This is a genomic window from Lysobacter sp. DMC97 (assembly GCF_056313745.1).
This window is the reverse complement of record NZ_JBQUZR010000009.1, coordinates 1-15,888: the sequence shown is the minus strand read 5'-3', so window position 1 is coordinate 15,888 and position 15,888 is coordinate 1. Positions and strand designations below refer to the sequence as shown.

At 63.6% G+C, this 15,888-nt stretch carries 12 protein-coding genes; 10 read left to right on the top strand and 2 right to left on the bottom strand.

What is annotated here, in order from left to right; genetic code table 11:
• Positions 1 to 43 precede the first annotated feature (43 nt).
• The 3 genes from ACT53Q_RS18085 to ACT53Q_RS18075 all read left to right on the top strand — a co-directional run bounded on the left by ACT53Q_RS18085 (position 44) and on the right by ACT53Q_RS18075 (position 1,398).
• The gene (locus ACT53Q_RS18085; RefSeq protein WP_476188059.1) at positions 44 to 328 is read left to right on the top strand and encodes a hypothetical protein; all 285 of its coding nucleotides are present in this window, start codon (positions 44 to 46) and stop codon (positions 326 to 328) included.
• Entirely contained in the window at positions 325 to 528 is a 204-nt protein-coding gene (locus ACT53Q_RS18080) for a hypothetical protein (RefSeq protein ID WP_476188058.1), read from the top strand. The genes ACT53Q_RS18085 and ACT53Q_RS18080 overlap by 4 nt, the downstream gene beginning before the upstream one ends.
• Positions 529 to 951: 423 nt before the next feature.
• Entirely contained in the window at positions 952 to 1,398 is a 447-nt protein-coding gene (locus ACT53Q_RS18075; RefSeq protein ID WP_476188057.1) for a hypothetical protein, read from the top strand.
• On the opposite strand, the gene ACT53Q_RS18070 is transcribed toward ACT53Q_RS18075, so the two are convergent.
• Entirely contained in the window at positions 1,395 to 2,954 is a 1,560-nt protein-coding gene (locus ACT53Q_RS18070) for an MASE1 domain-containing protein (protein ID WP_476188056.1), read from the bottom strand. The genes ACT53Q_RS18075 and ACT53Q_RS18070 overlap by 4 nt on opposite strands.
• Positions 2,955 to 3,036: 82 nt before the next feature.
• Positions 3,037 to 3,705, bottom strand: a complete 669-nt coding sequence (locus ACT53Q_RS18065; RefSeq protein WP_476188055.1) for a hypothetical protein — start codon at positions 3,703 to 3,705, stop codon at positions 3,037 to 3,039.
• A 183-nt stretch (positions 3,706 to 3,888) separates the two neighbouring features.
• On the opposite strand from ACT53Q_RS18065, the gene ACT53Q_RS18060 reads away from it, so the two are divergent.
• From ACT53Q_RS18060 to ACT53Q_RS18030, 7 genes are all read left to right on the top strand, one after another.
• Positions 3,889 to 4,338, top strand: coding sequence for a hypothetical protein (locus tag ACT53Q_RS18060; RefSeq protein WP_476188054.1), 450 nt, complete (start codon positions 3,889 to 3,891; stop codon positions 4,336 to 4,338).
• Positions 4,339 to 4,743 carry a hypothetical protein gene (locus ACT53Q_RS18055; protein ID WP_476188053.1) on the top strand — a complete coding sequence of 135 codons (405 nt, stop codon included), beginning with the start codon at positions 4,339 to 4,341 and terminating at the stop codon, positions 4,741 to 4,743.
• Positions 4,731 to 5,132: a carbon storage regulator gene (locus ACT53Q_RS18050; protein ID WP_476188052.1), complete on the top strand. Its 402-nt coding sequence runs from the start codon at positions 4,731 to 4,733 to the stop codon at positions 5,130 to 5,132. Before ACT53Q_RS18055 ends, ACT53Q_RS18050 begins: the two co-directional genes overlap by 13 nt.
• Positions 5,133 to 5,289: 157 nt before the next feature.
• Entirely contained in the window at positions 5,290 to 6,081 is a 792-nt protein-coding gene (locus ACT53Q_RS18045) for a hypothetical protein (RefSeq protein ID WP_476188051.1), read from the top strand.
• 42 nt (positions 6,082 to 6,123) lie between these two features.
• The gene (locus ACT53Q_RS18040; protein WP_476188050.1) at positions 6,124 to 9,936 is read left to right on the top strand and encodes a phospholipase effector Tle1 domain-containing protein; all 3,813 of its coding nucleotides are present in this window, start codon (positions 6,124 to 6,126) and stop codon (positions 9,934 to 9,936) included.
• A 284-nt stretch (positions 9,937 to 10,220) separates the two neighbouring features.
• Entirely contained in the window at positions 10,221 to 15,005 is a 4,785-nt protein-coding gene (locus ACT53Q_RS18035) for an RHS repeat-associated core domain-containing protein (protein ID WP_476188049.1), read from the top strand.
• Positions 14,972 to 15,754 (top strand): SEL1-like repeat protein, encoded by a 783-nt coding sequence (locus ACT53Q_RS18030; protein WP_476188048.1) that lies wholly within the window; start codon positions 14,972 to 14,974, stop codon positions 15,752 to 15,754. The genes ACT53Q_RS18035 and ACT53Q_RS18030 overlap by 34 nt, the downstream gene beginning before the upstream one ends.
• Positions 15,755 to 15,888: the final 134 nt, after the last annotated feature.

The window sequence follows — 15,888 nt, the reverse complement described above, 5'->3', positions numbered from 1 at the left end:
CAGCGCGTTCATGCGGTCACACCCCGACGCAAGGACACCATGCATGAACATGATGATCGATGAAAACCAACTGGAACGGCACATCGCGATCCAGAAGGGGGCCGATGCGCTGAAGCAACTGCGCGCCGCCTTCGACCGCGCCTCGCGGGATCTGGCGGAGTACGAATCGCGCTACCAGCAGGTCGAAGATCCCAAGGACAAGGCGCAGGTGCTCAACTGGGCGCTCAACCTCGTCAGCACCGGGGTGTTGCCGAATGCGCGCCTCGACCTGACCGCCTGCGCGCAGGCCGAATTGCACGCCATCGCCAAGAGTAAAGTCCAGGCATGAGCGGCGCGCGCATCACGCAGGACATCGCCCGCGATCTGGTGGAACAACTTCAGTCCCTCGACACGAGGTTCCTGCTGGAGATCCAGCACGGCGACGCCGACGTGATCGGGCTTGCCCGGCAGGAGTTCATGAACCGTGGCCTCAACGGCGACGGCCGCTGGGTTGGGTTCGCCAAGGCTGGCGAGATGCTCGGCATCTAGTGCGGCCTTCCGCCGGCACGCGGTGCCGGCGACAATCTGTATACGGCATACGCCCCGGCACAGGTCGCTGTGCCGGGGCTTTTTGCGTTTGTGGCATCCGCAATGCCTGACCGCCGATTACAGGGCAGCCCATTCCGGCGGTCGCTGCGGTTGGGGGGGCGTATGGCTAGCGGGCGGAGCATGGGGTGGCCTACGACCGTGCCCTGCGGCAGCGGATTGCAGCCGACACTGGGGTTGTGGATAGCCCGTAAGCTTGGCCCGTTTGGATACGGGGCGTAGGGCGCGGTGCTGCGTCCTAATCGGGTGATAACGTCGAAATGCTCGCAGGGGGTTAGCAACGCGGGCAAAAAAGTTTGCACTGCAAATTAATGAAAAATTGCTCTGCAAATGGCCTTTCGCACGGATTTCACAAGGAGAACTTCGATGTTGATGCGCTCGTCCATACGCATATCGTTATCAATCCTGTTGGCGGCATTCGCCCTTCTGGCGGCCTTGCCGGCGGCGGCAACCTGCTGTCCTGATGATGGAAACGGGATACCGAAGTCTGCGTCAGGGCTTGGTCAATCGGCGCCCGTTGCAACCGATCTGATCGCAGATCCAGCCTGGGGTCTCTATGAATTTCAGCGAGCGGGCGTCCGATATCTGCAAGTCAACGATGCGACCGGCAAAGTTCGGGCCGCCATCGGTCGGATCGATGACTTGATATGGGTGTTGCCGGTCGGAACAGATGTGGAAAGGGTCATGGTCCCGGGGGACTTGCCACCTGCCGGTCGCGGAAGTCTGCTGTATCACTCGTCCGAAATTGAGGTGGTGCGCTACCCTGATGTGAATGGTGATCGTTGGGTCTTTCGGATTCCCTCGTCACCTTAATTTTGGGCGATGCTCATTTCATCGATCGATTGAGAGGCTTCAGTCTTCTCTCCGATAGGCTCCGAGACGAAGAAATTGATGCGGCATGCTTGTCGGTGGCTTGCGGCGCCGCGGTATGCCTTCACTCTGCCTTCCAGTTCCAGTGCAGCCAATGTGCTGGAACTGGAAGGGTCTGCTGCTCCGGTGGGTCGAGCAATCACGGAAACGGCGATGCCTTGGTTGCCCTTGTAGCGCCAAACTCGCGCTTTGATCTTGTATTGATCTGGCCGACATTCCCTCAATAGCGCGAACGCATTGCAGATGCAGCGATACGCGGCAAGTTGAAGGTTGACAGATAGATTCTTCGGCTGCCCCTTCACGAATAACATCACTTCTGTGTCCGCTGCCCACAGCCTCGAAAAGGCATCGGCATGAAGTGCGGCATACAGGCCCTGTCGTTCTATTTGAATTGGATAGAGAGCGGCGGACTGCCGTTCAAACAAGGCCATTTGTTCGACGCCTTCTGCATTAAGCTCCATGGCTGCGGCATGATGACCGGAGGCCTTGAGCCTGGCGATCATCCTCTTCCGGTAGTCATCGAACCCCATCTGCATCTGAGCCATATACAGCATCTTTTCGCGGAGGTTGTGTTCCGTCGATAGAAAGCTGGATTGTGCGAGCGACAAGGCGTGGGCTTCTGATATGCCCAAGGCTCGCGCGCGGTCGTAGAGTCTTGTTATGCCGGCACCAAGTGCAAAGAACGCCATCGCAGAAAAAACGAGAATCTGCTGGGCGATGAATGAGTCGGGATCATGCGCGCGCATTTGGTCGAAGTGTGGAAGCGACAATCCAATTGCGAGGTTTGTTGCAGTGATCCCAAGAGCCGCGCCACGCCATCCGTGCAGGATGGTCATGCCTGCTGCGGGAACGATTTCCATCACAAGGAACAGTTGTCGTAGGGAGGGGCTTGTGCTGGCAGGCAAAGAGGCAATCGCCATGGTTGCGATCATGGCGATTGCAATGCTGGCGTCTAGAAGAAATCTGTTTTTCGAGAAGCCATCTTGGTGCCTGCTTTTCCAAACGAGCAGCAGCGGCACAACGATCAGGATGCCAAGGGAGTCCCCAACCGTGTACTTGTGGAAAGTGTCTGCAAGATGGGCGGAGGTTGGGCCTGAGAGCGCATAGTTCAGAGCGATCTTGCAAAAAGACGACCAGACCGAAATGGCAACGACGATGATGGGAAGCCATCTGACATCATCGCCAAGGCGCTTCAGGTGTGTCCGGAATAGTGCGGGTGCCAAGGAAATCATCGGGGCGAGCAGGAATGGGCTGACATACGCCCAAAGCTCGCCGTATTGCTCGGCTTTCGCCCCTCTGATCTTCAGCAGCCCTGCTGCATCCCCAAGAAAAAGGAATGGCCAGTAACGGTACGGGAGGAACAACAAGGCCGCGATACGCAGTCCTGTCGGCAGGAACCATTGATCGAGCGACTGATACCATGCCAGCAGATAGACCGCGCAATACGCGGCACTGAAAGCAATTCCTTTCAGCATCCATCCGGATTTCGTTCGCTCCATGCCCCCTCCCTGAATCCGGCGATTCCGGCCGATCCTGCCACTCTTTGTTGGTATAGCACCAGTTCCCAGCTAGCGCCAGAGTTCAGGGAGGGTTGATCCACCCGCTGACTGCGCCAAGGATGCGCAAGTGTTCGAGGTCGGCCTCCGGGACGATCGTATGTTCGGTCCCGCTTCCGTGCCGTACCAGGCACCACTCATCGCGCCGGATCTGGATGCGTCGAATATCGGGGCGGCCCCACAGCGTGTAGGCGTAGGCACTACCATCAACGACATGAGCGTGCTCCGTCATGCTCGTGTCTACCAATACGAGCGCGTGCCGCCTGATCTCCGGCTCCATTGCCTCGGAAGGCTGTAACGCCCATCGCACGTTTTGAATTGGTGCCAATCCGATCCTTGGTCTGACAAGAAAATCGGGAAGCACGATTCGCATCGGGCCGTCCAGGTGCCCGAATTCTTCCAGCCTGTCCAAGCTCACATGCCCTGCCGCAGGACGGGGTGCTGTTGAGCGAACCCCGGTGAGCGGTAGGCCCGCCAACACCATGCGCTCGTAGGCCTGACTGATTTCTTCAGGCTGCACGTTCAGCAGCGCGGCGACTGCCGGTGCATGTTCTGCAGGCATCGGGCGGCGGCCAACACGCCAGTTCGAGACATCGCTCGGTGAAATCCGACCGCCAAGATGCTCCACGACCGCGGTATTTCGCGTGCCCGTGCTCTTCATGGCTTCGGCGAAAGCCTCGGAGTGTCTGGTCATGTTGAGCATCCTACCGGCATAGGCAGAGGGGGCGGAAATTGTTCAAGAAGTATATTGCATAAAGTTTAGCAATGCGATATTTCTTGTCGCCAGCCCGGGCACCAGTTCCCGAGTCGACATCCAAAGGATCGCGAGCCTAAGCGCCCACGAGGGGCAGGCTTAGGTCGCAAGTGAAGGGGAAGCATGCGTATCGCTACGTGCCAGATCGGGGGAAGCCTCCAACTTGGGGAGAAGACAGGAATCACCCTCCACGTCCGGCAGGGGGAACGCATCCTCTTCGGCGCCTGGGCGCCGCCGGGCATCTACCTGATGCTTGGCGACGAGGTCGTCCACACCGTCTCGGCCCGGCAGGGGGTCTGGCGCTATGTGTTCTGGCTGAACGCGTGCCAGCGTTTCCGGTTCGGCCAGTACGAGTTCCGCATCTGGCTTCCGGGCGAGGTGGTTGAGTTGGCCGCGGACTGCCTGGACAGCCTGCACGTGGGCGTCGACAGCGCGCTCCCCATGCCGCCGCCTGTGTACGTTCCACCCGCGCGCGTCCGGCGCGGGAGATCACCCGCGACGGCCATGGCATTGCTGCCCGCATGGTCGTCGACCACCGGGGCCGCCGCCTACCGGCATGAGAGGGATGCCTGAATGCTCATTCTCGACTGCACCCTGCTCGAATCCATCACGATCGGCCGGGACACCCGCCTCCACCTGACGGGCCGCATCGACGATGTGCTGTACGTCTACCTCGATGCCTCGGTACGCCACGACTTGGGCGGTGTGGACGGCTTCCACGCGAGCGCGCCTTCCGGCGTCGGACGCGTCGCCCATGTCCTGGCCCTGCGCGACGGCGACGCCTTCACCATCGGCCCGACGACGATCGCCGTGCAGGCCGTGTGCCTGCGGATCGATGGCGCGCAGGCGCTGCGGGACGTCCGACTGCGCATCGACCCGCCGAAGGTGCTTCGGATCGTGCGGACGTCGCCACCACGCCGCCGCACATCCAAGCCGGCGCGCACGACGGAACAGGGGAGGCGGCCATGCTGGTCCTGACCCGCCGCGTGGGCGAGAGCATTCGCATCGGCGATCACGTGCGCCTGACGATCCGCGGGAAGGCGGGGAACCACTACACGGTGGCGATCGCCGCGCCTGGTGACCTGCCGATCGTCGATGACGAAGGCCAGTCGCTCTCCGCCCTGCGTCACCGGCAGCGCCGCAAGCGCTGCTACGTGGTTGCGCTGCTGGCCGGCGAGTCCCTGCGGATCGGCGATGCGGTCCATGTCCTGTTCGGAGAAGACCGCTACGGCGGCACGCTGCGCATGCGATCCGGACAACAGGTGCGCATCAGCATCGACGCGCCGCGCGAGGTGCCGGTGCATCGCGAGGAAATCTACTGGCGGATCTGGCACCAATCTCGTGAATGGCCCGGGAGGGCGGCTTGATTGCGGCGCCGCAAGCTGGGGGACGAGCGGGAACGGACGCGGATCGAGCGGGTGGCCGAAGTCGTGCTGTGGCTGGCGCGTTGGTTGCTGGGCATCGTGGTGTTCTTGTGGTGTTGAGCGTGCGACGTGATGGCGTATCAACGGGCGAGACAGGGCAATGGTAGAAATCAGGATGGAGGACGCGCGAGAGCGGGATCGGCAACACGATCAGCAACTGCTGCGCGAGATGGACATCATCAATGCCCGGACGCGGGAGGAACTTGGCTTGCTGCCATTGAACGGCTTGCCGGTGATCCCGAAGCGCAGGCCGGTGCTGCCCGAGAAGGTGCCCACAGCCGTTGCCGCGGCATCGCCGGGCACCGCATCATCCCCGGTGTCGCGTGCAGTCGACGACATCCCCACCGATCCCGAGGGCGCCGAAATGTTCATCCTGGGCAAGTTGTTCAAGAAGAAAGCACCGCAAGAACCGTGGCCCATCCGGTTCGATAGTTTCAGCTTCGATGCATGCTGTTACAACACGCTCAAATGCCACATCTACTACAACAAGTCAGAGATGTCTCTGCACATTAGCGAACCATCTGGTCAGCCGATTAGCGAGAATTGGAAGGAGTCGTGGTCTGCGGGCTATAGCTTAGGGCGCCCCGGATTTCCTCCTCCTGTAGAAATCTATTGGACGGCGCTGGATGGCGTGGCGCGCGAGGCCGAGATCGATCTCGAAGACATCTTTCCGGACCGTCTCGTCCTGCACAACGTGGCGCGAGAAGACGTCAAACCCGGATGGGAAAAGACGCCCTACGCAAGGTCAGCCGACATCCTGCTCGAAGTCAACGATCGCACCATCAATGTCTATATGCGGGGATGGATCGTGCTGAAAGAGCGAGAGAGCCCGGATGACCCGGGCAGCGATGAGCGTCGCGACCTAGTCCTTGCGTGGACGAAGACATACTGACCTAAGGGGTGAAGGATGGGAGGCCGGGGGAAGAAAGAAGTCGTGCAGCTCGGTGAAGACGGTCTGCCGACCGACGACGTACCGCATACGCTGGCGACACCCGATCAGGTGCGTCGCTATGAGGGCGCGGCCGAGCAGTTGTACCGGTTCCAGACGCCGACCCTGCTCGACCGCAAGGACCCTCACTCCTATCTTCTGGTCGGATTGCTGGATGGAACGGGCAATGATGTCGATCAGGACCCTTTGCATGCGACCAACGTGGCAAAGCTTCGTGCGGATGTGCGCGCTCTGAACGCGGCAGGCACAAGAAGCGTCTCTTTTGAATACTCCGCCGGCCCAGGAACACAAACGAATCTGTTCCAGAACAAGCTGGACGGTGCCACGGGTCGCACCAGCCTTGAGCGCGCGGAAGAGATGTACGTGAAGTTGGTCGAGAGTGCGCAGCGCATCTTCAAGGCCGACCCCGATGCCCAACTGAGCATCTATCTTGAGGGCTTCAGCCGCGGCGCCAGTGAAGTGCCGCTTGTCGCCCGGATGATCCACGAGCGCGGCATTCCTGTCGCCAAGAGCGTCGTGGAGGGCATGGACGAGTTCGGCAACCCCACGTTGACCTACACCCAATACCATCAGCCACCGGGCGCCACGCCGATGGCGGTTGGCCTCTACGATCCGGTCCCGACCGGCTACATGGAAGTCTTCGACCGGCGCCTGCCGCCGTCGGTGGTGTCCGGCTTCCAGATCAACGCCGCCGACGAGCGCCGCGGGCTGTTCCCGGTCGACCGTATCCTGCCCGATGGCCTGTCGGAGGACGGGCGCTTCCTGAGCGTCACCGTCTCCGGCGTGCATTCGGATATCGGCGGCAGCTACCTGCGCGGCGGACTGGGGGATCGCAGCCTCAACCTGATGATCGACTACCGCAACGCGCTGTCGAGCGAGCCGCTGTTCCAGCGCCTGCACGAGACGCAGGACCCGCGGATGAACGTGATCCACCATTCGACCGAGGGCAGCGTGCTGTTCCGGCACTACCCCAGGATCGGTCGCGACACGCCCGAAGGTGAAGTCACCCAACTCGTCCCGGATCATTCGCATCTTGCCGCGCCCGGCCAGGTTGTCACCTTGGTCAAGCAGGCACCGGAGCCGGTCGACGAGTCGCTGTTGCGCAGTGTCTCGCGCGGTCACACCGTGGTGCGCAGCCCGTTGGCGCCGGAGCCCGCGATGCTCGCCGGCGAGGCCATGCTCGCCCGTGTAGTGGACTCGCCCAACGTCGAACTGCGCGCCTACCAGCCGCCGATGCCGTTGCCGGTGAAGGTGACGTTCGGCGTCGCCGCGGCCGGCGGCGTGCTGAGCGTGGTCGAAGCCGCCGCCGCCGGTGATCGTGCCGCGGCGCAGCTGACGCTGGACAACCCGGAAGCCGCCAAGTCGGTGCTGGCGCACTACGGCGCGCGCGGCATGGGCGGTTGGGCTGGCGGCGCGGTCGCGGGTGCGGCGATGGGCTGGGAGACCGGTCCTGGTGCGATGGTCTTCATCGCCACCGGTGCCGTGGCCGGCAGTTCGGTCGGTGATCGACTCGCCAAGTTGCAGGACAACCACGCGATCTTCCACCAGTCCGATGCCACGGGCGTGCCGTGGGCCTTCAACGGCCGCGCATGGGAACGGCAGGGGCTGGTCGATGCCACGCTCGATGCTACCGACAACCCGGCGCGAACGGCCGTGGTCGCGAGCTACGACAAGGCGCGCGAACTGAACTACCGCGCTACGAACACCGCCACGGCGCTGGCGCTGGGCGAGGCCGAACCACCGGCCAACCCGTTCCGCCTGCCGGCCGACGAACACGATCGCGGCAGCCTCAAGCCCGCACCTTGGACCTTCGATGCGGACGGTGGGCAATGGCATCGTCGCGTCGTGGCAGGTGCGGACCGCAACGACCTGGACATCGTCGAGGTCGAGACGGCGAGCCCGGATCGCGCCGCAGCGCTGTCTCGCGCCTCGCTGGAGGTGATGCAGGCGAACGTGGTCAACGGCCCCGCCGGCATCGCGGCGCGCTACGAGGCGGCCTACGCGCAGTACGGCTGGGAGATGTACGGCCCGATGCCCGAGGCGGTGCGTACGGCGCTGACCGACCACGATCGCCTGATCGCATCGGACGGCAAGCTCTACGAGCGCCAGCCGGATGGCGACTGGATTCACCGGACGGCGCTTCCGGGCAACGATCATGCGGAAGGTGCGCTGCGGCTGGAGTTGAACGCCTCGCGCACGCTGCTCCAGGCCAACCTCCAGCAGCATGCGGAGGAGATCTCGACGGCATTGCCGCGCGGCCCGAAGACCGCGGATGCGACCCAGCACGAGGAACTGATGTATCGCTATCGGGTCGCCGGGACGGAGCTTCAGCCGGAGTGGCGCGAAGCGATCGATCTGGCGATGCAGCGCACGCGCGCGGAGAACGCACTGTCGGGGCCGGGATCGGTGCAGCTCAAGCCCGGGCCGGATGGCCGGATCGGTGCGGACAGCCCGATCGTGCATCTGCAACGCGACCGCGAGGGCGTCGACCACATCGCCGCGGTGACGAGCAGCGAGGACATCCGCCAGGCGTTGGCGGAGGTGCGGGCGCGGCACCACGATGTCCAGCCGGTGCCGGAGGCGCCGGACCAGCGCATCGAGCGTGCCACCGAGCAGGAGCGCGACGCACGCGCGCAGGCGCAGCGTGAAGCGAATCGACAGGGGCTGTCGCAGCCGGAGACGGCGGCACTGGAGACGATCCAGGTCACGGGCCGGCGACGGGACGATGGCGTCGCACGCGAACCGGTCGATGCATTGGACGCGTCTTCTCCCATTGCCGAAGCGTCGGCGCGCGCGCCGGAAGCGGCACCGGTTTTCTCCCCCGAACCGGAACCGCGGGCGCCTGCGGCGTCCACCGAGCCGCGCGTCGACGCTTCGGCACCTGACGATGCCCTGCGTCCCGGCGCTCGCGGCGACCAGGTCGAACTGCTGCAGTTCCGGCTCGACCGGCAGGGCTATCGCGGCCCGGCGGGCGAACCGCTGCCGCAGAACGGGCAGTACGGCCCCGAAACCGAACACGCGGTGCGCCAGTTCCAGACCGCCCACGATCTGCCGGCGACCGGCATCGCGGACCAGGACACGCAGTCGGCCGTCGCGCACGCGCCGAGTCCGCAGCGTGCGTCGGTCGATCGCGCGGAGTCGATCAACGCCACGGCCCCGGAGCCGACGCGCGAGGCCTTCGAGCGCACCGTGCCGCCGCCGGCGCACGAGGTCGCGGCGACGGCGCGGGAGATGCGGCAGCCCGAGCCCGACGTTCTGCCGTCACCCACTGCACCGAAGCTGGTCGCGGGTGGGCGCAGGCCGGATCGCGACGACGAGCGCGATGTCGCCGAGCCAGAGCGCGCCGCGCCCGGGATGACCGCCCCCACGCATCCTGCGCACGGGCTCTACCTCCAGTCGCAGCACGCGATGGAGAAGGCCGGTACCGTGCCCGGCATGGCGGGCCTGAGCGAGCGCGAGCGCGAGGCGCTTGGCGCCGCGGCCGTGGCGCAGGCGGTATCCACCCCGGGCTGGAACTTCACCGGCGTGGATCACGTGGTGCCCGGCAACAAGATCGATCCGCAGACCGGTCGCCCCGAAACCGTGTTTCTCGTGCAGGGCGCGCTCGACGATCCCGGTCATCGCCGGATCGCGGTGAACGTCGAACAGGCGCTGTCGCAGTCGGTCGAGCAATCCTCGTCCGTGGCCCAGGCGGCGATGCAGACGCGCCAGCAGGGGCAGGAGCAGGACATGGCGCGCATGCAGGCGCAGGACTTCGACGAGGGGCAGGGACCTGCCATGCGGATGGGCGCGCGCTAGGCGCAGCGCCAACGGTTCCACGGACGGGATCCCGTCCATTTGATTGCGAGGAGGGGGCAGATTCGTGCAGTTCTTTGTTCGCCTTGCAGTGGCGTTGATCGCGTTCAGCTGGATCGCTTCGATGGTCGTGCTGGTCGCGATCGTGGTCTTCGCCATCCATCGCCACCGGCATTCCGCGGGTCGGCCAGTTCAGCGTTAGCCCCGGTTCCATCACCAACACGTTGTCTTCGGCAAATGCGTTCACCCGATTTGCCTACGATCGATTCGACGAGGGAGGTATCTCGATGAGTACAGACCACAACCCGGCGGCTACCCGCAGCCGCTCCAACGCCCGCCGCTGGTTCGGCTTCATCCTGGCGGTGAAGCTCGCCGTGGTGGCCGCCGTCGGCGCGATGGCGCAGAGCACGCCGACCACGCCACAGCCCACGTACTGCACCGTTGCCGGCTGCTACTACTCGCTGGAGGAGGCCGAAGCGTCATTGCCCGCCGCCTTCAACTACTACGGTGCAGAGGCTTACCTTGAACACGTGCAGACCCTGCCGGTCTCGTCGACCACGATCTACATGCAGTATTGGCTGCGCGATCGCCCGGCCAATGATGTCCGGCAACCGTCGTACTACGCCAACTACGGCTTCGTCGGCACCAGTGACGGCACCTGTACGCTGGGCGACGACCAGAGTGCGCTCCCGAACTGGTGCGCCAGCATGGACCAGTTCGTCGCCACCGGCGAGAGCCGATTCCAGGCGGCATGGCCCGGCTGCACCGTCACTGGCAGCACGATCACGCAGGACTTCAGCACGACCCTCGGGATCATCTCCAACGGCACCTCGACGCGCGGCCTCGCCGATTACTCGCTGCGCTGGTACAAGACCACGGCCAACTGCATCAATGGAACGACCAAGTCCACGACCTGGTCTGTCGCCAAGAAGCGCCCGTTCTACTGCGTCACCGGCTACACACCACTGTTCGCGAACGCGACTGAGGACAAGGTGCTGCAGGGCCTCGTCTGTGGCGCCCGCAATCACGATGTCGCCAACATCATCACCCAGATTCGCCAGTGCGCGACCTGCGCCGGCAGCCCCCACCCGGTCTACCCGGCGACCGGCGAGAAGCAGCGACAGGAGCCTGACTTCACCTTCGCCGGCACCACGTTCACCCGCTACTACCGCTCGTTGCGCCAGTTTCGCAACGACCGCTTCTTCGCCGTCGCCTGGAACCACACCTGGAGCGACCGGATCCTCACGGGTACGACGACCGAGCCTTATCTCCACATCGACGAGCAGGGCAACTACGAGGGGTATACGCTGGTCAGCGGCAATCGCTACCGCGGTCAGACCTCCGTCGACCGGGTACTGGAGCGGGTCAACGCCAACGGCATCGGCTGGCGCCTGTGGATGCCGGACGGCGAGACGCGCGAGTTCGATCTCAACGGCTACCTCATCGCGGTGCGGCATCCGGAGGACCCGCTCAATGACGTGACCATCGCCTACACCGACAAGGCGATCTCGACCGTCACCGACGGGCAGGGGCGGGTGCTGCGCTTCAACTACGCCAACAACATGCTGCAGCGGATCACGCTGCCGGATGGCAACGAGTACCTCTACAACTACGACGCCGACCGCAACCTGACCAGCGTCCTCAACCCCGACTGGACGACGCGGTTCTACTACTACAACGAAGCGGGACTGGCGGGCGCGACGGACCAGAAGCATCTGCTGACCGGTATCGTCGACGAGTTCAGCCAGCGCATCGCCTCGTTCTCGTACGACGCCCGCGGCCGCGTGACCGCCAGCCGGATGCTGGGCAGCCCGAACGAACTGACCCAGGTCAGCTACCCCAACGAGGATGCGGCCGTCGTGCAGACGGCCTCCAATGGCAGCGATAGCTACACCATCCAGTCGAGCGTCTATCGCCGCATCGTGGGCCTGAGCGACAGCGCCGGCGGGCGCTCGTACAGCTACGGCACCGATGGGCGCATGCAGTCGATGATCGATGCCCGTGGCGTGACCACGCGCTACGAGTACACCGGTGCCTTCCGGACGGCCACGGTCGAGGCCTTCGGCACGCCGGAGCAGCGGCGGACGGAGGTGGATCGTGACCCGGTCAGCGGGCGCATGCTCCAGCATCGCGTGTTCGATGCCGCGGGCACGCTGCGCGCGAAACTGGTCTGGACCTACAACGCCCGCAACCAGGTCGCCACGGTGAGCCGAATCGACCCGACGACCCTCGCGGTGAGGTCGGTGACGTACACCTACTGCGAGTCGGCCGACGTGACCGCGGGTACCTGTCCGACGATCGGATTGCTCAAGTCGGTCGACGGGCCGCGCACGGACGTGCTCGACGTGGTGACCTACACCTATCGCATGGCGGATGAAGCGACCTGCGCGGCGGCGCCGACGACGTGCCCGTGGCGCAAGGGCGACCTGTGGAAGACCACGAACACGCTGAACCACACCATCGAGATTGCCAGCCGGGACGGCGCAGGCCGGCCTAAGTCGCTGGTCGACGTGACCGGCGTGACCACGGACCTGGAGTACAACACGCGCGGCTGGACGACAGCGCAGAAGGTGCGCGGCGCGAATGGCGCCAGCGAGAGCGACGACCGGATCACGCGGTTCTGGTACTACCCCTTCGGCGCGATCAAGCGCGTCCTGCAATCCGACGGCATGGAGGCAGCCTTCACCTACGATGCCGCACAGCGGCTGACCACGGTCGGCGACAACCGCGGCAACACGATCCAGTACACCCTCAACGCAGCGGGCGACCGGATTGGTGAGAGCGTCGTCGATGCCACAGGCACGATACGCCGCACTCTTGGCCGGACCTACGACACGCTGGGCCGTCTGAACAGCCAAGTCGATGCCTACAACCATGCGACGACGTTCGAGTATGACGCCGAGGGCCTGCCAACACGCACGACCGATGCGTTGCAACGCAAGACCGACACCACGAACGACCCGCTGGGGCGGACCACGCTGACCGTCGCCGACGTGGGCGGCATTGCCGCGCAGACCCACGTCCAGTACGACGCCCTCGACCGGGTCGCGCGCGTGACCGACCCGAAGGGTCTGGACACGATCTACACCTACGACGGCTTCGACGACCTGAAGCAGTTGGAGAGCCCGGATACGGGCATCGCGACCAGCGACTACGACGCCGCCGGCAACCGCACGTCGGCCACCGATGCGCGGCAGGTGACGGTGACGACCCAGTACGACGAGCTGAATCGACCGATCAGCGGGGACTACCCGGGCACGGCCGAGGACGTGGCCTATGAGTACGACACGCCCACGGCCGACTGCGCGGCAGGCGAGACATTCCTGACCAGCCGTTTGGCGAAGATGAGCGACGGCAGCGGCAGCACCAGCTACTGCTACAACCGCTTCGGGGATCTGGTCCGCAAGGTCCAGAGGACAAACGGACAGGTGCTCACGCTCCAGTGGTCCGTCCTCGCCAACGGCCGACTGGCGTCGATGACCTACCCGGACGGCACGGTTGTGGACTTCGTGCGCGACAGTCTTGGGCGGACCACCGGCGTCGGAGTCACGCCGCTCGGCGGTACGCGACAGACGCTGCTGTCGTCGTCGATCTACCACCCGTTCGGGCCGGTGGCGCAGTGGACATGGGGCAACGCGCGAGTGATGACCCGCACCCTCAACCTCAACGGCCAGCCGGGCATCGTGCAGGACACGGCGGCGGGCGGCCTGAGTCTGGGCTACCAGTTCGACGAGGTCGGCAACCTGAAGTGGCTGCGCGACGGGTACCAGGCCGATCCGCCGCTGCGGGCGTACGGCTACGACGCCTTGAACCGGCTGACCAGCGCGCAGGACGGGACGACGACCGCAGTGTTGCAGGCCTACACCTACGACGCGACCGGCAACCGGACCAGCCGCACGCAGGGCGCGCCGCAGGCCTATGGCTATGGCACGACGGATCACAAGCTGCAGAACGTGGCGGGCGTCGCGCGCGGTTATGACGCGATGGGCAACACGACCTCGATCGGCGGCACCACGAAGGAGTTCGTCTACAACCAGGCGGGGCGGATGGCGGCGGTGAAGGCCGGCGGCGCGCAGACCGCGAGCTACGGCTACAACGGCCGTGGCGAGCGCGTGAGCAAGACGGCGGGCGGGCAGACGGTGCTGACGCTCTACGCCCCGGACGGCCGCTGGCTGGGCGACTACAGCGCGGCTGGGCAGCCGCTGCAGCAGGTCGTGTGGTTCGGCGACCTGCCGGTGGGGCTGTTGACGGGCGCCAGCACCGGGCAGAAGCTGCATTACGTCGAGCCCGATGCCCTCGGCAGTCCGCGGGTCGTGATCGACCCGGTGCGCAACGTGGCGGTGTGGCGTTGGGACCTGGCTGGCGAGGCGTTCGGCGACACGGCGCCGGTGCAGGACCCGGACGGCGACGGCACCGCGCTCGTGTTCGACATGCGGTTCCCGGGGCAGCGGTACGACAGTGCGTCGGGGATGAACTACAACTACTTCCGGGACTACGATCCGGCGACAGGGAGGTATGTCGAGAGTGACCCGATTGGGTTGAATGGAGGCATTGCCTCATACGGCTATGCAATAGAGAACCCGTTCAATTGGAAGGACTCGCTCGGCCTTCGGGTTGAGATGGAACTGTTCCATCGACTTCCCGGGAGCTTGACAAATTTCAATATTGCTGCCGACAAGTTCGTTTCTCCGGAAGGCGTGTACACGGTTGCAGGCCACGGTACGCCAACAGAGATGAGGTCGCCGGATAATGTTCGTATCACACCAGAGGCGCTTGCTGAGCTGATAAGGAAAGACCCGAATTTCAAAGGTAAGCGCGCAGTGCTTCTTTTGAGTTGTCGGACAGGCAGCGGTCCTGTTTCATTCGCGGCACAGCTTGCGGAGATATTGAAGGTTCCAGTTGTAGCGCCGAGTGGGTTTGTTTTCTTCTATAGTGATGGGCGTTTCATTGCTGGTGAAGGAGTCTATGTTGGCGGTACTGCACAGCGCGTCATTGGATCGCCGCAAGAGTGGATCAAATTTTGCCCAGGAGGATGTCCGTGGTCGGAAATTATCGGAAATTGGTTCAAATAACAGCAGTGGTAGCATTTCTTTCGTTGGCTGGATGTCCGATTGATTATCAGGACGTGGACTCTGGTTATATGAAAGAGTGGGATGGAACCTTTCCGAAATTTTACAGGCAGATGCCGGCAAGGTCAGACTTGCCGGCGTTCAAAGCGCTGGCGTATTCCGGCGATGGGAAATATGCGAACTCCGTGTCTACCTACTACATGGAGAACGCTAGGGGAATGGATTACGAATGCTATTGGTATTTGATTTCGGCTCAGAACGAAGATCGTATCGGGCAGCATGGATCAGGATCTTGTTATTCAAGCAAGCTGTACTCAAGATATTCTCTTATCCGTGCGAAATTTTGGTTTGAAAGGTCCGTCGAGCAAGGGGAGGGATTTGCAATTGGCGAGCTTAAAAAATTGAATGCTGTGACGTTTATCGATGAAGAAGATATCCGTGGGAAGGCGATCGATGACGATAATTTCCCGCTTTTCAGGGATGTTGCTTATTCGGGTTCAGGACGTGCGGCAAATGCAATAGCGGCATATATTGCCCCTAAGGATCGATGCTATTGGTATGCAATTTCGGCGGAGAATGGTAACGATGAAGGGGAACTCAATTTGGCGAGGTGTCATGCTGATAAGGAGTCATGGATGTACTCGCCGCATCGGGTTGAGTTTTGGCTAAAACGCGCCGCAAAGCATGGCAATGAGGGGGCGGCTCGCATGCTGAAGACCCTTGGGCCGATTGTTCCAGAACGGAAGCAATAAGTGGTCGTCCCTGAAAGACCCCCTTCATCACATGAATTGAAGGGCGAGTTCAACTCCGACCCAGCGAACGCCACAGGCGCCGGACCCGGGCCTCCCCCACGCCAAGCCAGGCCGCCATCCGCCGGTAGCCGAAC